At 46.0% G+C, this 21,227-nt stretch carries 16 protein-coding genes and 1 pseudogene; 8 read left to right on the top strand and 9 right to left on the bottom strand.

Annotated elements, in window-relative coordinates:
* Positions 1 to 22 precede the first annotated feature (22 nt).
* Positions 23 to 2,128 (top strand): Tex family protein, encoded by a 2,106-nt coding sequence (locus QE390_RS18840; RefSeq protein ID WP_307143312.1) that lies wholly within the window; start codon positions 23 to 25, stop codon positions 2,126 to 2,128.
* Between the two features lie 198 nt (positions 2,129 to 2,326).
* Positions 2,327 to 2,983 (top strand): C40 family peptidase, encoded by a 657-nt coding sequence (locus QE390_RS18835; RefSeq protein ID WP_307143311.1) that lies wholly within the window; start codon positions 2,327 to 2,329, stop codon positions 2,981 to 2,983.
* Here the strand turns inward: QE390_RS18835 and QE390_RS18830 are convergent.
* The 6 genes from QE390_RS18830 to QE390_RS18805 all read right to left on the bottom strand — a co-directional run bounded on the left by QE390_RS18830 (position 2,980) and on the right by QE390_RS18805 (position 11,304).
* Complete coding sequence (locus QE390_RS18830; protein WP_106638250.1) at positions 2,980 to 3,267, bottom strand: GNAT family N-acetyltransferase; 288 nt, start codon at positions 3,265 to 3,267, stop codon at positions 2,980 to 2,982. The genes QE390_RS18835 and QE390_RS18830 overlap by 4 nt on opposite strands.
* A gap of 71 nt (positions 3,268 to 3,338) precedes the next feature.
* Entirely contained in the window at positions 3,339 to 4,352 is a 1,014-nt protein-coding gene (locus QE390_RS18825; protein ID WP_307143310.1) for a glycosyltransferase family 2 protein, read from the bottom strand.
* 65 nt (positions 4,353 to 4,417) lie between these two features.
* Positions 4,418 to 5,710: a glutamate-1-semialdehyde 2,1-aminomutase gene (gene hemL, locus QE390_RS18820; RefSeq protein WP_307143309.1), complete on the bottom strand. Its 1,293-nt coding sequence runs from the start codon at positions 5,708 to 5,710 to the stop codon at positions 4,418 to 4,420.
* A 54-nt stretch (positions 5,711 to 5,764) separates the two neighbouring features.
* The gene (locus QE390_RS18815; RefSeq protein WP_307143308.1) at positions 5,765 to 7,429 is read right to left on the bottom strand and encodes an ABC transporter substrate-binding protein; all 1,665 of its coding nucleotides are present in this window, start codon (positions 7,427 to 7,429) and stop codon (positions 5,765 to 5,767) included.
* Between the two features lie 146 nt (positions 7,430 to 7,575).
* A complete protein-coding gene (yidC, locus tag QE390_RS18810; protein WP_307143307.1) occupies positions 7,576 to 9,375 on the bottom strand; it encodes a membrane protein insertase YidC in 1,800 nt (599 codons plus the stop codon).
* A 270-nt stretch (positions 9,376 to 9,645) separates the two neighbouring features.
* On the bottom strand, positions 9,646 to 11,304 hold the full coding sequence (locus QE390_RS18805) for a CTP synthase (RefSeq protein WP_106638246.1): 1,659 nt from the start codon (positions 11,302 to 11,304) through the stop codon (positions 9,646 to 9,648).
* Between the two features lie 200 nt (positions 11,305 to 11,504).
* Here QE390_RS18805 and QE390_RS18800 point away from each other — a divergent pair, with 200 nt between their 5' ends.
* The 4 genes and pseudogenes from QE390_RS18800 (at position 11,505) to QE390_RS18785 (ending at position 15,590) form a co-directional block, all read left to right on the top strand.
* Positions 11,505 to 11,951 (top strand): hypothetical protein, encoded by a 447-nt coding sequence (locus QE390_RS18800; RefSeq protein WP_307143306.1) that lies wholly within the window; start codon positions 11,505 to 11,507, stop codon positions 11,949 to 11,951.
* 125 nt (positions 11,952 to 12,076) lie between these two features.
* Positions 12,077 to 12,394 carry a hypothetical protein gene (locus QE390_RS18795; RefSeq protein WP_307143305.1) on the top strand — a complete coding sequence of 106 codons (318 nt, stop codon included), beginning with the start codon at positions 12,077 to 12,079 and terminating at the stop codon, positions 12,392 to 12,394.
* Between the two features lie 651 nt (positions 12,395 to 13,045).
* Positions 13,046 to 15,254 (top strand): annotated as a pseudogene (locus tag QE390_RS18790) (heavy metal translocating P-type ATPase).
* 123 nt (positions 15,255 to 15,377) lie between these two features.
* Positions 15,378 to 15,590: a heavy-metal-associated domain-containing protein gene (locus QE390_RS18785; protein WP_106638243.1), complete on the top strand. Its 213-nt coding sequence runs from the start codon at positions 15,378 to 15,380 to the stop codon at positions 15,588 to 15,590.
* 86 nt (positions 15,591 to 15,676) lie between these two features.
* Here QE390_RS18785 and QE390_RS18780 read toward each other — a convergent pair whose 3' ends face one another.
* Positions 15,677 to 16,894 (bottom strand): saccharopine dehydrogenase family protein, encoded by a 1,218-nt coding sequence (locus QE390_RS18780; RefSeq protein WP_106638242.1) that lies wholly within the window; start codon positions 16,892 to 16,894, stop codon positions 15,677 to 15,679.
* 169 nt (positions 16,895 to 17,063) lie between these two features.
* Positions 17,064 to 17,510, bottom strand: a complete 447-nt coding sequence (locus tag QE390_RS18775) for a hypothetical protein (RefSeq protein WP_106638241.1) — start codon at positions 17,508 to 17,510, stop codon at positions 17,064 to 17,066.
* A gap of 132 nt (positions 17,511 to 17,642) precedes the next feature.
* Here QE390_RS18775 and QE390_RS18770 point away from each other — a divergent pair, with 132 nt between their 5' ends.
* Positions 17,643 to 18,785: a DEAD/DEAH box helicase gene (locus QE390_RS18770; protein ID WP_307143304.1), complete on the top strand. Its 1,143-nt coding sequence runs from the start codon at positions 17,643 to 17,645 to the stop codon at positions 18,783 to 18,785.
* Between the two features lie 148 nt (positions 18,786 to 18,933).
* Positions 18,934 to 19,722 (top strand): tryptophan-rich sensory protein, encoded by a 789-nt coding sequence (locus QE390_RS18765; RefSeq protein WP_307143303.1) that lies wholly within the window; start codon positions 18,934 to 18,936, stop codon positions 19,720 to 19,722.
* Positions 19,723 to 19,914: 192 nt separating this feature from the next.
* Here QE390_RS18765 and QE390_RS18760 read toward each other — a convergent pair whose 3' ends face one another.
* Positions 19,915 to 21,204: an acetyl-CoA hydrolase/transferase family protein gene (locus QE390_RS18760; RefSeq protein WP_307143302.1), complete on the bottom strand. Its 1,290-nt coding sequence runs from the start codon at positions 21,202 to 21,204 to the stop codon at positions 19,915 to 19,917.
* Between the last annotated feature and the right edge of the window lie 23 nt (positions 21,205 to 21,227).

The raw sequence follows: 21,227 nt of genomic DNA, 5'->3' as shown, positions 1-21,227 counted from the left end.
CTTCAATCCTAAATACTTCATTATGAATACCGCAGTAGCGTTTATCTCAAGTCAGTTATCCCTTTCGGCTCGTTCGGTTGAGCAAACCATTCAATTATTAGATGAAGGCGGAACCGTGCCTTTCATTGCCCGCTATCGGAAAGAAGCTACGGGTAGTCTGGATGAAGTCCAGATTCAGCATATCAAAGACCAGTACGAGAAGTTTAAGGAGGTTGAGAAACGTCGGGAGAGTATAATCCAGTCCATTAGCGAGCAGGGCAAACTTACGGCTGATTTGCGAAAGCAACTGGAACAGGCCACAACGTTAACTCAACTCGAAGATTTATACCTGCCGTATAAACCCAAGCGTAAAACCAAAGCCAGCATTGCGATTGAAAAAGGCCTGGAACCTTTGGCAAAACTGATCTTCGAACAACGTGAACGGGACATTGAAGGAAATGCCCAGAAATTTATTACTGATAAAGTTCTGACGCTGGAAGAGGCTTATCAGGGAGCCAGTGATATTATGGCCGAATGGATTTCTGAAAATGCCGACGCCCGTACAGCCGTACGACGGGTTTTTGAGCGGGAGGCCATCGTTTATTCAAAGGTAAAAAAGAACAAGGAAACCGAAGGAGCCAAGTATCGGGATTACTTCGATTTCTCGGAAGAATTACGCAAAATTCCCTCGCACCGATTGCTGGCCATGCGTCGGGGAGAAGAAGAAGGAATTTTATCGGTGAGTATCACACCGGATGAGGAAAATGCTCTTAATCAGCTAGACCGATTGTTCGTTCGGGGGCAATCTCCCGCAAAACCTTTTGTCGAAGATGCCATTACTGATAGTTACAAACGTCTGATTAAGCCCAGTATCGAGAACGAATTTGCCAAGCTTTCCAAAGAAAAGGCCGATGCTGAAGCGATTACGATTTTCACGGGTAACCTCCGACAATTGCTACTATCTTCACCTTTGGGACAAAAACGGGTATTAGCCATTGACCCCGGTTACCGAACGGGTTGCAAAACCATTTGTCTGGATGCTCAGGGTAATCTGATTGCCGATACTGTGATTTATCCTTTTGATAAAAAACAAGAAGCTGAAGGTAAAATTCGTCAACTCATTGCTACTCACAGAATAGAAGCTTTAGCCGTTGGTAACGGAACGGCAGGACGCGAAACGGAAGATTTCCTCAAAAGCCTAAATCTGGATTTACCCATTTTTATGGTTTCGGAGCAGGGGGCTTCCATTTACTCAGCTTCGGAGGTAGCCCGCGAAGAATTTCCCGATAAAGACATTACCGTTCGCGGAGCCGTGTCCATTGGTCGGCGATTGATGGATCCATTGGCTGAGTTAGTAAAGATCGATCCCAAATCCATTGGTGTAGGTCAGTATCAGCACGATGTGGATCAGAGCGATTTGAAGAAGAGTCTGGATACCGTTGTCGAGAGCTGTGTGAACGCCGTCGGGGTTAACCTGAATACGGCCAGCAAACACTTGCTGAGTTATGTGTCAGGGCTGGGTTCTTCGCTGGCTCAGAACATTGTTACCTATCGCAAGGAGAATGGGGCATTCAAGTCCCGAAAAGAACTTATGAAGGTGCCACGGCTGGGCAGTAAGGCTTTTGAGCAGTGTGCGGGATTCCTTCGTATTCCTGAAGCGGGCAACCCTTTGGATAACTCGGCGGTTCACCCCGAAAGTTATGGCATCGTTGAGCACATAGCGAAAGATCTGGGTATTACCGTTAAACAACTCATTGAACAGCCCGAACAGCGAAAAAAGGTATCGTTAGCCAAATACGTTACTGAAAAAGCAGGATTACCCACCCTACAGGATATCATCTCTGAGTTGGAAAAACCCGGTCGGGACCCTCGTCAGCCTCTGGCTGCATTTGAATTTGATGCTTCCGTTCGCAAACCTGAAGACTTGAAAGAAGGCATGATTCTGCCCGGAATTGTGACGAATATTACCGCTTTTGGTGCGTTTGTAGACGTTGGCGTAAAACAAGATGGCCTTGTTCACGTTTCTCAATTAGCCAATCGTTTCGTCCGTGATCCGAATGAAGTCGTTAAGTTACAACAACAGGTTCAGGTGAAGGTAGTAGAGGTCGATTTAGCCCGCAAACGGATTGCCCTGAGCATGAAATTCTAAGCTTATACAAGTCTTTTATCGGATTCAGGGATCTGAAAAATATGCTTGAAAAATTGTCGTTTTCAAAGCTGAAACATTACCTTCAAGCCGATAAGAGACTTTTCTATGCAAAGTTTTTTACGAGCCAACCACTTTTAATAAGTTGAAAATCAGACCTGTTCTGTGATTCGCTTTCATCATTTACTTAAACTTCGGCCTATGAGTTTTCGGATATTTCCGCTCCTTTGTATGCTGAGTATTTTACTTAGTTCCTGTGAATTATTTCGTACCACTACGCGATCAGCTCCGGCCACCCGGCAAACCGCTGGTCGTCCGGTACATCGGCCTGCTGCCGGTAACGCTGGTCACGTAGCCCGCTCGGCGGGAGGAACCGCTTCCAGTAATACGGCCTCCCGGCCTTATATTCCGATGACTAAAAAAGCGGAGTATAACCCTAAGGCGGTTCGTTATAACAATTACGTCGTTAATGACTTAATCAACACGGCGAAAAGTTACGGCGGAACGAATTACCGTACGGGTGGAGGCACCAGTGTGGGGCTAGACTGTTCGGGGCTGGTTCAGGTAAGTTTCAAACAGATTGGCTTGAAATTACCCCGCACCGCCTCCGAACAGGCGGTGGTAGGGCAGACCATTCACGTGAATGACTTACGCCCCGGCGACCTCGTTTTTTTCAATACCGATTTTAAAGGAAAATCCATCTCCAAAATCAATCACACGGGCATAGTTACGCACGTGAACGGAGATCAGGAAGTTATGTTTATCCATGCTTCCAGTAGCCGCGGGGTCATTGAAGATAACCTGTACGCGGATTACTGGCAGCGGGGATTTATCAAGGCCACTCGGCTGCTTGACTAAGCCCGAAGTCTTTCCCAGTCGGGGTGTCTCTGGAGATAGATCCGAATAAAAGGGCAGTACGGCACCATTTTCAACTGGTTTTCTTCAAGGTATTGAAAAACCTTTTCAACGATGGCTGAGCCTACGCCTTGTCCTTCGTAATGCTCCGGCACTTCGGTGTGGTCCAGTGCCAGCGTCTGATCATCCAGCCAGCGGTAGGCTACAATAGCCATGTCGTTTTCAAGGGGTAACTCAAATTGTTGATCAGCTTCGTTATGGTGAAGGGCTATCTTCTTGATTTCCATAGAGATAAGTTGGTAATGCTCAAGTAAAAACGTTGAATATCCCTCGCTGAAAGGTGAGGGATATTTTTGAATCAGGCGGAAGGATAATCTACTTGTTCTCCCGTATGAATGGTGCCTTTGGATTCACGCAGGTACTTCCATCCTTCACTTATAAATCCTGTTCCATAGCCAATCATTTGCACAAAAACGGCCTGAATACTGAGACTTGCCACTGTAATGCTTTTATTCTGTCGCCAGGAATCAAAGAAAATCATCAGACAGTACATCAGTAATACTAGCACTGAAAGTTGAAACAAGGGTTTGAAAATAAGCAGTTGTAGCGGGAAACTGAAAATCCAGACGGTAAAGGCCGCCGGGAAAAAATGAACTAGCTTTAACGTATCTGGGAAGAAGCGGGTTATGTTAATTCGGGCCCGACCAAAGAACTTCAACTGCCGGAAGAAGGCCGGGAAGTTACTGCGGCGTTTATGGTAAATGAAAGCTTCGGGTATCAGGGCACTTTTAAAGCCCAAAGAAAGGGCTTTGATACTAAAAATGATGTCTTCACCCATGCGGGTAATGCGAAAGCCGCCCGTCTCTTCCCATACGTTTCGGCTCAGTCCCATATTAAAGCTCCGGGGATGAAAAGTTCCTCCGGCATTTTTCGCTTTGCCACGAATGCCTCCGGTTGTGAACAGGGAAGTCATGGAGTAACTAATGGCCTTCTGAATGGGGCTGAAACTGGGATGGTCGCGGTCAGGTCCACCAAATAAATCCAGCTTTTGTCGATCAATTTCCCGATCGACAATTTCCAGGTAATTTGGCTCTACCAGAGCGTCCGAATCCAGAATAATAAACCAGTCGCCCGTGGCTCGTTGCATGCCGTAGTTACGGGCAAAGCCCTGTCCGCTGTTTGGTTTTTCGTAATAATGAATTGCCATTTGAGTGGCAAACAGCTTGGCTACTGCTTCCGCCCGAATCTGGGACCCATCCTCAACCACGACCACCTCAAAATAAGGGTAGGTTTGCCGGGCTAAAGTTTCAAGTAACTCTGCCAGTTCGTCCGGGCGATTATAAACGGGAATAATGATTGAAAAACGACGCATAGAAAACGAAAGAAGGACAAAACTATAAAGCTTTGCCCTTCTTTGTATATGAAATTTTGAACGAATTACGCTCCGCCTAATACTTCGATCAGGGATACTTCGTGAGCCGCGATGATCTGGTCTACGATTTCATCCGTCAAGGCATGCGAGAGGAAGAGACTTTCAAACTGCGAAGGAGCCAGGTAGATACCACGTTTGAGCATCGCCTGGAAGTAGGCTCCGAAAAGCGTCAAATCAGAAGCCTTCGCTGAATTGAAATCGGTTACTTTTTCTTCGTTAAAGAAAAGCGTGTACATCGAACCAATCCGGTTGATCGTATAGTTTTTCCCAGCTTTCTTGTTTCCGGCTCGTAATCCATTTTCCAGCTTGGCTCCAATACGATCCAGCTCGGCATAAACGCTGGGGTTTTCATTCAGGTACGTCAACATGGCTTTACCCGCCGCCATGGCGATGGGGTTACCCGAAAGCGTTCCTGCCTGATAAACCGGACCCGCCGGAGAAACGAAATCCATGATTTCTTTTCGTCCGCCGTAAGCTCCTACGGGCATACCACCGCCAATGATTTTCCCTAAAGTAGTCAGGTCGGGACGAACGGAAGTAATGCCCTGGAAACCGGAAGCTGAAAGCCGGAATCCGGTCATTACTTCATCGAAGATTAATAAAATTCCTTCCTGATCGCAGAGTTCGCGAAGACCTTCCAGAAAACCAGGTTCCGGCAAAACCAGCCCCATGTTACCCACGACGGGTTCCAGGATGATTGCTGCAATTTGGTTTTTGTTGGCATCAACCAGAGCTTTAACTGCAGTCAGGTCGTTAAACGGTGCGGTTAAGGTATCATTTGCCACCCCCTTAGTTACACCGGGGCTGTCAGGAACGCCCATGGTTACGGCACCGCTACCGGCAGCAATCAGAAAGCTATCGCCGTGCCCGTGGTAACATCCTTCAAACTTGATCATTTTTTCGCGACCTGTGAAGCCACGAGCCACACGAATGGCCGACATGGTAGCTTCCGTTCCAGAGTTAACCATGCGAACTTTCTCAATCGAGGGAACCATCGAAATGATTAACTCGGCCATTTCTACCTCACGACGCGTAGGAGCTCCGAAAGAGAAGGAATGCTGAACAGCATCCGAAACAGCTTTTTGAATCATTTCGTTGGCATGCCCCAGAATCATCGGACCCCAGGAATTAATCAGATCAACGTAGGTGTTATCGTCTTCATCGACCAGATAGGCTCCTTTCGCCGATTTAATAAAGATCGGGTTACCACCCACCGCCCGGAACGCCCGAACCGGAGAGTTCACACCGCCCGGAATGACTTCTTTTGCTTGCTGAAAAAGTTGTTCTGAATTAGTCATAGTATAGAGCTAAGCAGAGTAACCGAGGCATTTGCCTGTCTGGTACTTCGCTTATTATTTGACGGGAATGAATTGATAGTTACTGAATTTAAGAATCGTAAAGTTCTGATTGTCGTTGGATTGACGATAATCGAAACCGCCTAGCGTGTACCCGTTTGTATAGGCCTGACTGTGGGCTCCTTTTGTAAAATCCGAACCAAATTTCCCCAGCATCCGACCAAAAAACAGCATAGTGTCATAGCCCAAATAAGCATAAGTAGAGGGGAAAAGGTTATACGTATTCAGGTATTGCTGACGAAATTCCAGCGTAACCGGTTCGGCATCGTTGGCGTACATGGAGTCAAAAAAATAAACCTGAGGACCTTTAAAAGTGTAAGCGGATGCCGTTGCCATGTTGAAGGATTGATAAGAAACCAGCAGAGGCGACGGAAGCGTACTTTTATTATACCAGGACATCACGCTTGGGCCGGAATTCTGGTAAAGTGCCAGGATATGTCCGGGCTTTTGTGCTTTTAAATCCGTAGTAATCGTTTCGCTCAATCCGCGTTTCAGTCCCAGAATTTTAAATCCATTTTCTTTTGCCAGGGATGCATACGTAACCGCCAGCAACGAATCCTGACGACTGCTACCATAGGTGATGTACGTGGTTTTAGGCGTAAAACGGTTGGCAAATTGGAGCAATGCTTTCGCCTGTGATTCGGTGGAAGGCTGGGTTAAATACGTCAGATTCTTGAGCAGGGAGCTATTGGTCGAAATCGGGTTAACAATGGGAATATTCCGTTCCGCCGCCCAGGCAGAAGCAATTTCGTAACTAATCGGATACAGCGGCCCGATTAATAAATCCGTTTGCTGAAATGGTTCGTTTCCAATGAGCCGCTTCATGCTGGCTTCTGAATTATCTACTTCATACGCCTGAATATTGATGGTAACCGATTCTTTCTGAAGCTTCTTTACCGCCATCTGAATGCCATCGTATAAGTCTATAATAAACTGATTTGAGTTGTTGGAAGTACCTAACTCATTGAGCCGGAATGGAAATAATACGGCTACATTATACGACTGTTTTTTACCTTTTGCGGGAACGTTAACCGTAGGCTTTTTCTCCGTTATCGCTTTTTCAATGGCTTTGGGCTTGATAGAAAAACGATTGATGAGTTTATCTGCCAAATCCAGATCGGCCTTGCTGGACGAGCGTTTACGAATGAGGTAAACCAGGTTTTCAGCGATAACAGGATCCGTCGAGTACTTGGCATTCAACTGTTTTAACGTGGAAATATCCGTGCATTGAGACAGGTAATAATTCTCCATCGTGCGGGCATCTTCCGTGATTCTGGAGTCGGGGAGCCGTTTGAGAGCGTCTACTGCCGGGATGTATTGTTTTTCTTCGAAGAGGATATTGGCGTAGAGGTAACGGGCCTCGTCAATTTTATTCCATTTGGGATAACGAGTTTCAAGCTGACGCAGATAGGAGCGACTTTCCGCAAGTTTATTACTCTTGAGCGAAGCCAGAGCCATGAAGTAATGACTGTACGGAACGAGTTCGTTCTGGTAACGGGAGGAAGTCAGCGGAGCAAAGTATTCACGGGCCTGCTCGTATTTTTTTTCGCGAATGGCCCGCTCGCCTTTCTGATACGCCTGTTGATACTCCTCAGGAATCGTTTGAGCAATGGAGGTGAGGGTAAAGAAAATTCCCAGAAAAAGGATGATGGTTCTACACATGAAAAAGTCTTTAAGCAAAAATAGGAACAGGATCAGTGAGGGACGCTATTTCTAAAAAGGTTTCGTGAAAAAAGAAGATGCCATTAAAGTACAAAAAGCCCCCGACCAGTGCAGTGAGGGGCTTTTCGTAGCTTCATGAGCTGAAATTATTTTTTCTTCTTAGTCTGAGCTTCTGCCTGCTTTTTCGCCTCTTCTGCGGCTTTCAGTTGCTTATCAAGCATTTCTGAGAATTTCGAACGTTTTTTCTCGCCTGTAGCGATTTTACGACGGTTTTCATTCAGAATAGCTTTGATTTTGTCTTCGTCCACAAATCGCTTAATGATCTGCTGTTGTCCAACGGTAATCAGGTTGGATACCAGATAATACCAGGCCAGACCCGCAGGGAAGGAGTTCATAATGAAGAAGAACACCAGTGGCATGATGTAACCCAGCGTACGGTAATCCACCGGACCAGCCGCAGCGGGAGTGGTCTGGTTGTTATAATACGCAAACAGAATGCTGGAACCCGTCATCATCAGGGTAAACAAGCTGATGTGATTACCAAGAACGGGCAATGAGAAACCGAAATGAATCAAATCGTCATACGCCGAAAGGTCATTTGACCACAGGAAAGGCTGCTGACGTAACTCAATCAGGTTTGGGAAAAGGAAGAACACCGACATCAGAATGGGCAGCGTGAGTAACTGTGGGATACAACCGGAAAGGGGGTTGACACCTACCTGCTGATACAGTTTCATTTGTTCCTGCTGCATTTTCTGAGCATCGTCACCGATCTTTTCTTTCAGTTCGTTTAACTCAGGTTGCAGCACCCGCATTTTCGCCATCGAGATATAACTCTTGTACGTTAAAGGAGTCAGGATTAACTTGATGATTAATACCAGAACCAGAATCAGAATACCGTAGTTCGAAATAAATCCACCCAGAAGGTTGAATAGGGGAACGAACACAAAACGGTTGACGGGTTTCAGGAAAGCATAACCCAGGTATACGTTTTCGTTGAATTCGGGAGCTACCTGCGAAGTCAGTTGGTAATCGTTAGGGCCAAAGTATAACTTGAATTTCCCCTTACCCGCTGCCAGATCAGCCGCCGGGATTTGCACTTCTGCTTCCAGCGTTTTCAGGTTTTCCTGATTGTTATCAGGGAAGGCCGTTGATTTCAGCTTAACTCCTGAAAGATTGGTGCCTTCACCTATCAGACCCGAAACGAAGTACATTTGCTTGAAGGAAAGCCATTTAGCGGGCTCTTCGAGCGTTTTTTCTTCCGTTCCTGAACTATTAGGGCTTAAATGATCGAAAGATTCGTCAGCAGTGAAGTAGTTAATGGTACTCTCGTTACGGAGTTTATTCACATCCTTTTCTGTCCGATCTACTTTGTGTGACCAGAACAGACGAGCGTTGCCACCAAAATTTTTAGCGGCCACGTCATAGGCGATGGAGAATCCGCTACCACCTAAGGTATAGCGTTGTTCGATGGTTTGACCACCCGCCAGAGCGAGGGTAAATACTACTGAACCCGAACCTGCTTCTGCTACTACCTGGCTTTGGCTGTTCGTGGCGAAAAATAATTGGCTCACGTCTACTTTACCGGGGCCATTGGGTAACTCAAGACCGAGTTTAGAACCTTTTTCGTCGAACAGGTATAGAGGTTTCTGATCGAAGGTCTTGTAGTTTTTCAGTAATACTTCTTTAATCTGACCACCCTTCGTGCTGAATTTGACGCGAACGTCTTTGTTCTCAAGGATGACATCTGAAGCAGTGCCTTTGGCGGCTGATGCGAATGTTCCTAAGGCGGCGGTATCAAGCGTGGCGGTAGGGGCGACGTTTTTCTGAGGGACTCCGGCTTGCTGGGGTTTCTGGGGTTGCGGCTTTTCTTCAGGCACCAAAAGCTGATACCCAAGTAACATGCCAACAATCAAAAGCAACCCAATGATGGTATTACGATCCATAAGGATGTTTTAAGTGGGGAGATTATTCGTCTCCGGCTGGTAATGAAATGAGACAATTTAAAAATAAGCACGCAAAGTTCGTAAACAATCACGAAAGCCCGACCTATGGATTCAATTTTTCCAGAAATGAATGGAAATTTAGTTTGAACGGTAAAGTCGGCACGAACAGAAGTCAAGCTTATAAACGTAGAAATTACCCAGTCGAAACTAAAGAATACTTTAGAGACAACTGGGTAACTACTTATGTACTAGTTCATTAAGAACATGATCTTAGTTAGCAGGTACGCTAACAGACTCCCGCTTTGCCAGCGAGTAAGTCAATGCGGCTTTCACGAATTTCACGAAAAGCGGAGCCGGGTTTAACACCGTACTTTTATACTCAGGGTGGAACTGAACCCCGATAAAGAAGGGGTGTACTTCTGATTTCAGCTCGATAATCTCAACCAGTTTGCTCTCGGGGTTAATACCGGATGTAACCAGTCCCGCCGCATTCAGTTGTTTCAGATACGCGTTATTGAACTCATAACGGTGACGGTGACGCTCGGAAATTTTCGTCTTTCCGTAGATCGCATGAGCTAAAGAATCCTTTTTCACATCGCAGGGCCAGGCTCCCAGACGCATCGTACCTCCCTTGGCCTTGATGCCCTTTTGCTCGGCCATCAGATCAATAACGGGGTTTGGCGTTTCAGGCTCCAGTTCGGACGAAGAAGCATTAGCGATACCAGCCACGTTACGAGCGTACTCGATAACGGCCATTTGCATCCCTAAGCAAATACCAAAGAAAGGAATCTTGTTTTCGCGAGCCAGTTGTACCGCCCGGATTTTACCTTCCAGACCGCGTTCTCCGAAGCCCGGAGCGACCAGAATGCCATCCATACTCAGTAATAAGTCGATAGTATCCTGTTGTTCCAGCGTTTCGGATGAAATCCATTCTACTTTCACGCGGCATTCGTTTTCGGCACCTGCGTGGTTGAACGCTTCCGCGATGGATTTATACGCATCTTTCAATTCAACGTATTTACCGACCAGAGCCACGGTAATTTCTTCCGTTGGGTTTTTGAATTTACCCAGGAAGTCCTTCCACGAGTCCAGATCGGGTTCCTGATCGTTATACAGGTTGAGTTTGTAGAGAGCCCGCTGATCGAGTTTCTCTTTTTTCATCAACAAGGGAACGTCATAGATCGTATCGGCATCGATGGACTCGATTACGTCATTAGGCTGTACGTTGCAGAACAAAGCGATCTTTCGACGCATGTCAGTTGGGATCGGATGCTCCGTGCGGCAAACCAGAATGTCAGCTTGAATACCGGATTCTGAAAGCGTGCGTACCGAGTGCTGCGTGGGCTTGGTTTTTAACTCACCCGCTGAACTTAGGTAGGGTACCAGCGTCAGATGAATAAAGAGCGTGTTGTGTTCTCCCAATTCGTACTTGAGCTGACGGGCCGCTTCAATGATCGGTAAGGATTCGATATCACCTACGCAACCTCCAATTTCCGTAATGACAATATCAAACTGGCCCGTATTACCTAAAGCCGTAATGCAGCGTTTGATCTCGTCCGTAATGTGAGGAACCACCTGAACCGTCTTGCCAAGGTATTTACCCTCGCGTTCGGCCATGATGACGTTGTAGTAAATACGACCCGTGGTAACGTTGTTGTCCTGAGACGTAGGAACGTTCAGAAAACGCTCGTAGTGACCTAAATCTAAGTCGGTTTCGGCCCCGTCATCGGTAACATAGCATTCACCGTGCTCATAAGGATTGAGCGTTCCGGGATCTACGTTGATGTAGGGATCAATTTTTTGAATGGTAACTGAAAGGCCCCTGGCTTGCAGAAGTTTAGCTAACGAGGAGGCGACAATGCCTTTGCCGAGAGAAGATGCAACCCCACCCGTAACAAAGATATATTTCGTCGGTTTGACCGTGGACATGAAACGACGTGATGTTTGTGTACGGGATGCAAAGATAATAGCAAAAAAGTAGATTTGAAGGTATAGACTAGACAGTTTTTTTTGAAGTGGGAGGTAAGATTTTGGTCATCAGCGGGTTGTGTAGCTCAAAAAATGTTTAAAAATAACAGAGTTTCCAACCTTAAAGTAAAATCTGGGGTCTGATTGAAAACTTATATCCTATGAAAAATGTACTTTTAATTCTGGTTGGATTATCTCTGGTAATGTCCTGTAAAAAGGAGGCCGAAGTCAAGGTTGATGCTTGTATGAACGCCGGGGCAACGGACGTCAGTACTGCAGAAAAACTACTGGTAGGCATTTGGCAACTAAAATATAGTAGGGGCTGGACCTATTCCGAAGATGTGCCATCGGTAGTGCTAAACTTTCGAGATAACAAGCAGGTAACTGTGTCTAAAAACAATCAGGTCATTTACAAAGGAGTTTACGGCATTAGAAGCTCAAATCAGTCGCTGTTTTTAATGGATTCATCCGGTAAGTATCAATACAGAGGAACGGACTATCTAACGGGCCAGATTCAGGTGTGTGAGCAGAATTTAATCATAGATCAGGGTTCTGCGGCAGATTGGCCCATTTATGGCTATACTAGAAAAGATACTTTACAGAAATAAAAAGAGCCTGGATTTGCAAATCCAGGCTCTTTTTCTGCGAGATATGTTGTTAAAACGGCACTTATTGGGCTATTGTTGTGTTTATGAAAAATAAGGCCATAGTTTTTCATGAAATTAACCCAGCAATGCAGCAGCAACCAATTTATGAACTAAATATTCAGCCTTACCCAGCTTTGGCTGAACAGCGGCGACGCCCTCCTTCAGTGGTGTATTTCTCTAATTTAACTAAAACGGTAGAATTCTTATTAACCACTTTACAGATTCATGGATGGGACGCTCAACTGAGTTACTCGACCATCTACAGAAACTTACAGATCAGGGACAAATTCTGGCAGGATTACGAAGTGAGGGGAGTAAAATTCTTCCGGGTCACGATTTCCAAACAGTTATTGAACCCGGTGTTACCAACCGTAGAAATGGAAGATTATCCTAGAAAACGGTAAATGAGTTTTGAGCGGCCGCCGCTGCGGTTTTGAGTTTTCAGTTTTGAGTTTTCAGTTTTGAGTTTTGAGTTTTGAGTTTTCAGTTTTCAGTTTTCAGTTTTCAGTTTTCAGTTTTCAGTTTTCAGTTTTCAGTTTTCAGTTTGAAATTGAAAACCTATAAAGGTAGGGAAGAGGTTTTGAAATGAGAATCATAACCCCGGAGGGGTTGAACCTGAATAGCCCCGGATGCTAATCCGGGGTTCCCTATGGATGGACCCTGCCCATGGCTGGTGTCCTCACCAGCCAGTCTGCCAAAGAATAATGGTTGGTGAGGACACCAACCATGGCGGAAAGTGCAAATCTATAAGGGTAGACAAGACGTTTGGAAATGGGAATCATAACCCCGGAGGGGTTTAATTATGAATAGCCCCGGATGTCAATCCGGGGTAACAATCCGGGGACGGCGATTAGGGAAGGCGTTCCCCGAATTGTAATTCTCTGGCCATGTCTCAATTTCTGAAGGAAGTGGTTGGTGAGGACAACAACCACGGGGAAGGGGCTTTTCCTATTCAACCCAAAATCCTCCACCCAAAATCCTGCAACGATCTTCCTAAAAGTTGTAAGGGAAACCAGTCCAGAAAAGGCGAAATTTGTAGAGTAATGAAAACGGACATGGAAACAACAGAAGCAGCAGTGAATAAAGTACGTATACCCGTAACAGGTATGAGCTGTGCGGCTTGTGCTCGCAGTGTTGAGACGGTGCTTTCCAGACAACCCGGCGTTTCTGAAGTAGCGGTTAATTTTGCGGATGAGTCGGCTCGGATTACGCTCAATCCTCAAGAAACCTCATTAGAAACTTTACAGAAAGCCGTCCAGAATATAGGATATGGCTTAATTCTGGATGCTGAAAATGCTCAGGAAAAACAGGCCAAGTACAAAGAAAACCGTCTGAAAAATCTTCAGAAAAGCCTGATCTGGTCGGCAGTCTTCACCTTTCCGGTTTTTATACTTGGCATGTTCTTCATGGACTGGCCGCCTGCCAATTACCTCATGTGGGCCTTAAGCACACCCGTGCTCTTCTGGTTTGGTCGCAAGTTTTTTGTCAATGCAGTAAAGCAGGCCCGTTATGGGCAAACGTCGATGGATACACTCGTGGCCATGAGTACGGGTATTGCGTATGCATTCAGTGTTTTTAATACCGTATATCCCGAATTCTGGCATCGCCAGGGCTTGCATCCGCACGTTTACTTTGAGGCGGCTGCTGTTGTGGTGACCTTCATTCTGGTAGGTAAATGGCTGGAAGAGCGGGCAAAATCCAATACGTCATCCGCCATTAAAAAACTGATGGGTTTACAGCCTCAAAACGGTTATTCGGGTTGAAAACGGGGAAGAAGTAGAAGTTGCCTTATCGGAAGTAGGTGTAGGAGATCGGCTCGTAGTAAGGCCGGGCGATAAGATTCCAGTGGATGGTCAGGTAAAGTCAGGACAGTCGTATGTCGATGAAAGCATGATTTCCGGGGAACCCGTTCCTGTAGAAAAATCAAAGGGTAAAAAGGTATTCGCGGGAACCGTCAACCAGCAGGGAAGTTTTCACTTCATTGCTCAGAAAGTAGGCTCAGAAACCTTATTGGCTCAGATTATTCAAATGGTGCAGGAAGCTCAGGGAAGCAAAGCCCCCGTCCAGCGGATGGTGGATACAATCGCCGGAATCTTTGTGCCCGTTGTGGTCGGTATTTCGATCATTACTTTCATCGTATGGCTGATTCTGGGGGGCGAAAACGCTTTAACCTATGCCTTACTTAATGCCATTACGGTATTGGTAATTGCCTGTCCTTGTGCTCTCGGGCTGGCTACGCCGACGGCGATTATGGTGGGAGTAGGGAAAGGAGCCGAGTTAGGCATTCTGATTAAAGATGCCGAAAGTCTGGAGCGAGCTCATCGGGTTACAACGGTGATTTTAGATAAAACCGGAACCATTACTGAAGGAAAACCAACGGTTACCCAGACGCTTTGGAAAGATGAACGCTACAAAGCCGCATTGATGGGACTGGAAAGTCAATCAACACACCCCCTGGCTCAGGCGGTAGTGACCTATCTTAAAGCTGAAAAGATCAAATCGGCTTCATTCAGTAATCTGGAGAACGTTCCCGGAAAAGGTATTCAGGGGATTGCCGATGGTGAGCTTTTTCAAGTGGGTAACCCCAAATGGATGCTGGAACAGGGCTTTTCGCTGGAAGGCTGGCCCGTGTCCCAGTGGCAGTCAGAAGCCAAAACGGTAATTGTCTTTGCTAATCAACGGGAGGTCATTGGATTATTGGCTGTTACTGATCCCGTGAAAAAAACGTCTCGTGAAGCCATTACGCAACTGCATGAAAATGGCATCGAAGTCATGATGCTGACGGGCGACAATGCTCAAGCGGCGGCAGCCGTAGCCCGTGAAGTAAACCTGGATCAGTTTCGGGCGGAGGTGTTACCGGGCGAGAAAGCCGATGTGGTGAAAGCATTACAGGCTCAGGGAAAAGTAGTGGCCATGGTAGGCGATGGCATCAATGACTCGCAGGCACTGGCTCAGGCAGATGTTAGTGTCGCCATGGGGCAAGGCTCGGACGTGGCGATGGATGTCGCAAAAATGACGCTCATTTCAAGTGATTTGCAGCAGTTACCCAAAGCTCTACGACTCTCGCGATTAACCGTCAAGGCTATTCGTCAGAATTTATTCTGGGCCTTTATTTATAACCTGATTGGAATTCCCATTGCGGCGGGTGTGTTATTCCCCGTGAATGGATTTTTATTAAACCCCATGATTGCCGGAGCCGCTATGGCTCTAAGCTCAGTATCGGTGGTGACGAATAGCTTATTACTGAAATATCGTAGGGTTTAATTTTGAATGAGTGAAGGATAGAATGAGTGAATTTTTGCTTTGACTCATCACCATAATGGTTTGGTGCCTTCATCAATTAACCTAGGAAAAAACAACTGAAAACAAACAACCGTAAACTAACTCATGGAAACGCTTCAATTTAAAACCAATATCAACTGTAGTAACTGTGTCGCTAAAGTTTCTCCTTTTCTGAATCAGGAAGATTCGATTGATCACTGGAAAGTGGATACTAACAATCCTGATAAAATTCTCAGTGTCGAAGGAGAGGAACTGGATTCGGATGAGATTATTAAAACCGTTGAGAAAGCCGGTTTTAACGCGGAAGTAGTTGGTTAATTCAACTTCATGAAAGTTTTATAACTTTCATGAAGTTCAGCAAAAAAGGAGGCCGATTCTAATTTAGAATCGGCCTCCTTTGCTTATTAGGCTTCTACGGACAGCGGTTGGTTAACCGCTTCGTGCCAGGGTAAACCGTGCTGGTTCAGTAACTCCATGAATGGATCTGGATCAAGTTCTTCGCAGTTCCAAACGCCGGGTTGCATCCAAACGCCGTCGCACATCAGCTTGGCACCGATCATTGCGGGAACACCCGTTGTATAACTTACACCCTGAGCTTGCGTGTCTTTATAGGCATCCTGGTGTTTACAATTATTCCAGACGAAATAGGTCTTCTCTTCACCGTCTTTACCGATACCACGAATCTGGCAACCAATAGAGGTTTCGCCCGTATAATTTTCGCCCAGCGTTCCGGGTTCGGGTAATACGGCTTTCAGGAATTCCAGTGGAACGATGTCCTGGCCCTGGAATTTGATGGGCTGAATGCTGGTCATTCCGACATTTTCAAGAACCTGAAGGTGAGTAATGTACTGCTGACCAAAAGTCATCCAGAAACGAGCCCGTTTCAGGGTTGGAAAGTTCTTCACCAGCGATTCGAGTTCCTCGTGGTAAAGTACGTAACTTTCTTTTTCACCTACGTTAGGATACGCAATGGGCTTGTGAATGCTCATCGCAGGGATTTCTACCCATTCCCCATTTTCCCAGTAACGACCCGGTTGCGTAATTTCCCGGATGTTGATTTCTGGGTTAAAGTTCGTGGCAAACGCTTTTCCGTGATCACCCGCATTACAGTCCACGATATCCAGGTACTGCATTTCGGAGAACTGATGTTTGTTTGCGTAGGAAGTAAACACCTGCGTAACACCGGGGTCAAATCCGCAACCCAACAGAGCCATCAAACCCGCTTCTTTGAAGCGTTCCTGATAAGCCCATTGCCAGGAGTATTCAAACTTGGCTACATCTTTAGGCTCGTAGTTGGCCGTATCGAGGTAATGCGTTCCCGTTTCCAGACAGGCATCCATGATGGTCAAATCCTGGTAAGGAAGAGCCACGTTGATGACCATGTAAGGCTTGAATTCATTGATTAATGCAACCAGTGCAGGAACATTATCCGCATCAACGGCTGCGGTTTGGATAGGCGTAGGCAGACCGTGTTCGGCTGCTTCCGCTGCAATTTTATCGCATTTAGACTTTGTACGAGAAGCCAGCAGAATTTCACTGAAGGAATCCGGGTTCATGGCTACTTTTTTGGCAACTACGTTACCAACGCCACCTGCACCAATAATTAAGACTTTCTTGCCCATTTTCAGTTGTGTATGAACGAACGAGTGTTTTGAGGGTTCTAAACGTAACCAACAACAGAAGTTACCCCTTTTCAGACCTGAGCCCTAAGGCTGGATTTTAGCTTCTTTTGAGTTCTTCGGCCGCAAAAATAGTAGTTCCAGTGAAAAAGGGGTGACTATTCCTCGTTGTTTACAAAAATTTAAAACCAAAAACAACTCCCCACACAAAGACATAATGGGCGAAAAAGATGGCCATGAGATAGGCCGAAAGCTTTACCCGGGGTGGTCGGGGATGAATTTTAAGCACAGTGCCCCAGAAGCCAACAGCCAGAATTCCGCTGGCCGTACCCAGAATAAGAACAGACCACCAGTCGGGCTGTAGAAGTTCTTTCCACCAAATCCAGCCATAGACCAATGCAAAAGCAAAGCCTATAGCGTAATGAACCAGCGTGCCAACAATCACCGCCAGGGGACTTGTCGATAATTCACCGTTGGGTCCGGTCTGGAAGGTAAGTAAGGTGCCTAATACATTGATAACTTTTGTTCTATAACCCGTTATAAAACTTAGGATATACATGAATAAAGTCATGGCAGAAGTACCCGCCAGACTGGCGATAAAAAGGGCAGGAAAGTTCATGGATTGGTAAATTGGTTTCTTCAACTGGGTAAAGAAGTATTCCAATTTTGACCGTAATGGGTGCTAATACTCAAGTAAAAATAAAATAAACTTTTGCCTTAGTATCTTTGCAGGGTATTGTTATCAATTCTTATGTCATTCCATTCTCTGGGTCTATCCGAGGCTTTACTTCAAGCCATTGCCGAGCAGTCATACACCACACCTTATCCTATTCAACAAGAGGCCATTCCGGTTATTCTGAATGGAAAAGATGTGTTGGGAATTGCTAAAACCGGTTCGGGGAAAACCGCCAGTTTTGCCTTGCCTGTTCTGGAGTTACTTCAGAAAACCTCGCCCGCCCGCAATCGCTTTATCAAAGTTCTGATTCTGGTGCCCACGCGGGAATTAGCCGTTCAAATTGCCGAAGTCTTTCAGGGATTTAGTAAAAAATTACCCCGAAAGGTGCGAACGCTAGCGGTATACGGTGGAGTTTCCATCAATCCTCAAATGCAGCATCTGCCCGGAACGGACGTATTAGTGGCCACGCCCGGACGTTTGCTTGACCTGCTGGATAATCATGCTCTTTCGCTGGCTCAGGTGAGTACGTTGATCTTGGATGAGGCCGATAAAATGCTGAATCTGGGTTTTGAAGAAGAGATGAATAAAATCTTCGCCTTATTACCCCGAAAGCGTCAGAACCTCCTGTTTTCGGCGACACTAGCGGATTCAGTAGATGTGGTTCAAAAAAAAATATTAACCCAACCCGTTAAGATTGAAATAGAAGAACCCGAACTTGACCTCGATCAGATTCACCAGATCGCTTTTGCGGTAACAGCCGAGCGGAAGGGCCCGTTTTTACGCTACCTGATTAAGTCTGAAAACATGAAGCAAGTGCTGGTCTTCGTTTCATCCACCAGAACGGCTGATAATCTGGTTGTCAAGCTGAACAAGAACGGCATTCAGGCGTATGCCATGCATGGTCAGAAAAGTCAGGGAGCGAGGATGATGGCGTTGAACCGCTTTAAATCCGGTGAAATTCAGGTATTAGTCGCCACCGATCTGATTTCTCGTGGAATTGATATTCAGTTTTTACCCTACGTCATTAATTTCGAACTACCTCGTTCCCCGAAAGATTATGTCCATCGGATTGGCCGGACGGGTCGGGCTGATGCTTCCGGCGAAGCCATTTCGCTGATTACACCTGAAGATGAACATCATTTCAAGATTATTCAGAAAAAGATGAAAAAGCGGGTAGAAATTCTGGAGAGCAACCACATCGATTTACACGGGTATTAATGAGGATCAGTTGATAGTTCTGAGTCGTTGTTTATTCGTATTTTCATCAGCGGCAGTGTCGCGATACGTCACAAGGAAACGAATTATTTGGCACTGGTTTTTAAAAAATAACGGAAAGAGTTAATACAGAACAAAACCTTTATTTTTTATGAATACCATTTCCATTCAACGAGTAGGTACCGCCATTGCTGTTGTAGGTAGCATTGTCGGTACTTATTTTTTTACCCGTTCCCGAACCCAACGTAAAAGCTCTTTTAGCAAGCAGCGGAAAGAGGTAGACGAAAATCTGTTAACTCCGGCCAATGAAACCTTCGGGATTATGTGGCCCACGATTTATACCGGAACTACGGCTCTCGCCGTTCACCAGGCCTTACCCGATCAGCTCGATAATCCCCGTTACCAGAAAGCGGTGCCTTGGTTAGTAAGTAGTTACGCTTTAAATAATGTCTTTACGTACTTCTTTGCTAAAGATGATTTGCTAAGTCGTCGTGCTGCGGCTTTAACTACGATTGCCTTATTACCCAATGCGTTGATGCTGCATAAAGCCCTGGAAATTGGTAAAACCAACGTTCCGCAGCCGGAACGCACTTTTCAAAAATCGATCAGTCTATATGCTGGTTGGTTAACGGCAGCTTCGGTAATTAGTGGAGGAAATTTGTTGTTGCAATCGGGCATCAAAATACCTGAATCCTTAAAAGGGCAATTAACCTGCGGGGCTTTATCGCTGACGGCTACGTTGGGCATAGGTGTTGCCCGCAAACTGAATGATCCTTATTATTTAATTCCGTTCATCGCCGCCCTGGCTGGAATTGCCGCGAAACAGAAGAATGAGCGGAAGGAAGTAGCCCTTTGTGCTGCTACGCTGGCTATAACGGTTGCTGGAGCTTTTGCCAAGCAGTTACAGGAATCCAAGCCTTTGGAACGTATTGAAGAATAGGGGGATTTTATAGTCAATATAACTTTCCGAAAGGCAACGTGCCCGGTTTGAACTTTCGGGAAGTTATAAAACTCTTACGTCGATTCACAGACTACAGTTTTAGGATAAACCAGAAGTAATCAATAGTGAATTAAATAAAAAATATAAGTCCGGCAAGCAATTGCCGGACTTATGAACGGGTTTGGATAGAAGTTAATAACGCATTTGCTGCAATCGATCAAAAGCGGCTTCTTCCAGAGCTTCCTGATGGTCAGGGTGAGCAATGTGAATCAGAGCTTTAGCTCGCTGAGCCAGGTTTTTACCGTATAAATCAGCAACGCCGTATTCGGTCACGATGTAACGCGTGTGGGCACGTGTCGTTACCACGCCTGCTCCCTGTTTGAGAAGAGGTACAATTTTAGATTCACCCCGATTAGTAACCGAAGGAATGGCAATAATGGCTTTCCCATTCTGAGACAAGGTGGCTCCCCGAATGAAATCCATCTGACCGCCTACGCCCGAATACATCCGTGTCCCGATGGAATCAGCACAAATTTGTCCGGTAAGATCTACTTCAATAGCACTGTTAATGGCCGTTACTTTAGGATTCTGACGAATAATGGCCGTGTCGTTAACATAACCAATATCCAGCATAGACACCCCCGGATTATCATCAATAAAATCGTAAAGCTTACGACTACCTACGGCAAAGCTTGACACAATTTTTCCGGGGTGTATTTTCTTATGTTTACCCGTAATGATTCCTTTATGAACCAGAGGTAATAACCCATCGGAGAACATTTCGGTATGAACACCCAGATCGCGGTGATTTTCCAGATAGAGTAATACGGCATTAGGAATACCGCCAATTCCCATCTGAATGCAGGCTCCGTCTTCTACCAATCCCGCTACATTCCGACCAATGGCCGATTCGACGTCCGTGGGTTGGCTCAATTCATGCTCATACAGCGGACGATCCACATAACTCATCGCCGTAAATTGCTGAACGTGAACAATTCCGTCTCCGTGTGAGCGGGGAACCTGCGGGTTAACCAGAGCGATTACTTTCTTCGCGGATTCAACGGCAGCTCTACTCACATCCACTGAAGTCCCAAGCGAACAATACCCGTGCTGATCCGGCGGTGAAACCTGAACGATAGCGGTATCCAGCGGCCAGATTCGATTTCGGAATAAATTGGGTACCTCACTTAAAAAAATGGGCAGGTATTGGGCGTATCCTTCCGCAACGGCTTTCCTCAGACTTGAACCAATAAAAATGGCATTGGGGAAAAAAGCGTGGCGAGCTTCGGGCTCAACCAGAGGAAAAGTTTTTCCCTCCAGGTGCATGTGAATGGTGTGTACGTCCTCCAGTTCGGATGCTCGCTGGGCCAGGGCCTCAATCAACGGCATGGGCGTAGCGGCGGCGGCCTGTATAAATACACGTTCGTGACTTTCAATATGACGAACCGCCTCGGCGGGCGATACATAGCTGTAATGATTCATGGTAATCTTTTGTCGAAAGAAAG

It is taken from the genome of Siphonobacter sp. SORGH_AS_1065 (genome assembly GCF_030818595.1).
GTDB lineage: Bacteria > Bacteroidota > Bacteroidia > Cytophagales > Spirosomataceae > Siphonobacter.
This window is presented reverse-complemented; position numbering and strand designations above follow the sequence as displayed.

Bases quoted from the DNA above. Each gene is read 5' to 3' on its own strand.
- QE390_RS18760 (WP_307143302.1), bottom strand. From the start codon at position 21,204: ATGAATCATTACAGCTATGTATCGCCCGCCGAGGCGGTTCGTCATATT.
- QE390_RS18840 (WP_307143312.1), top strand. From the start codon at position 23: ATGAATACCGCAGTAGCGTTTATCTCAAGTCAGTTATCCCTTTCGGCT.
- QE390_RS18795 (WP_307143305.1), top strand. From the start codon at position 12,077: ATGCAGCAGCAACCAATTTATGAACTAAATATTCAGCCTTACCCAGCT.
- QE390_RS18805 (WP_106638246.1), bottom strand. From the start codon at position 11,304: ATGTCCACGGTCAAACCGACGAAATATATCTTTGTTACGGGTGGGGTT.
- QE390_RS18765 (WP_307143303.1), top strand. From the start codon at position 18,934: ATGAATACCATTTCCATTCAACGAGTAGGTACCGCCATTGCTGTTGTA.
- QE390_RS18780 (WP_106638242.1), bottom strand. From the start codon at position 16,894: ATGGGCAAGAAAGTCTTAATTATTGGTGCAGGTGGCGTTGGTAACGTA.
- QE390_RS18775 (WP_106638241.1), bottom strand. From the start codon at position 17,510: ATGAACTTTCCTGCCCTTTTTATCGCCAGTCTGGCGGGTACTTCTGCC.
- QE390_RS18825 (WP_307143310.1), bottom strand. From the start codon at position 4,352: ATGCGTCGTTTTTCAATCATTATTCCCGTTTATAATCGCCCGGACGAA.
- QE390_RS18815 (WP_307143308.1), bottom strand. From the start codon at position 7,429: ATGTGTAGAACCATCATCCTTTTTCTGGGAATTTTCTTTACCCTCACC.
- QE390_RS18800 (WP_307143306.1), top strand. From the start codon at position 11,505: ATGAAAAATGTACTTTTAATTCTGGTTGGATTATCTCTGGTAATGTCC.
- QE390_RS18785 (WP_106638243.1), top strand. From the start codon at position 15,378: ATGGAAACGCTTCAATTTAAAACCAATATCAACTGTAGTAACTGTGTC.
- QE390_RS18835 (WP_307143311.1), top strand. From the start codon at position 2,327: ATGAGTTTTCGGATATTTCCGCTCCTTTGTATGCTGAGTATTTTACTT.
- QE390_RS18830 (WP_106638250.1), bottom strand. From the start codon at position 3,267: ATGGAAATCAAGAAGATAGCCCTTCACCATAACGAAGCTGATCAACAA.
- QE390_RS18770 (WP_307143304.1), top strand. From the start codon at position 17,643: ATGTCATTCCATTCTCTGGGTCTATCCGAGGCTTTACTTCAAGCCATT.
- hemL (WP_307143309.1), bottom strand. From the start codon at position 5,710: ATGACTAATTCAGAACAACTTTTTCAGCAAGCAAAAGAAGTCATTCCG.
- yidC (WP_307143307.1), bottom strand. From the start codon at position 9,375: ATGGATCGTAATACCATCATTGGGTTGCTTTTGATTGTTGGCATGTTA.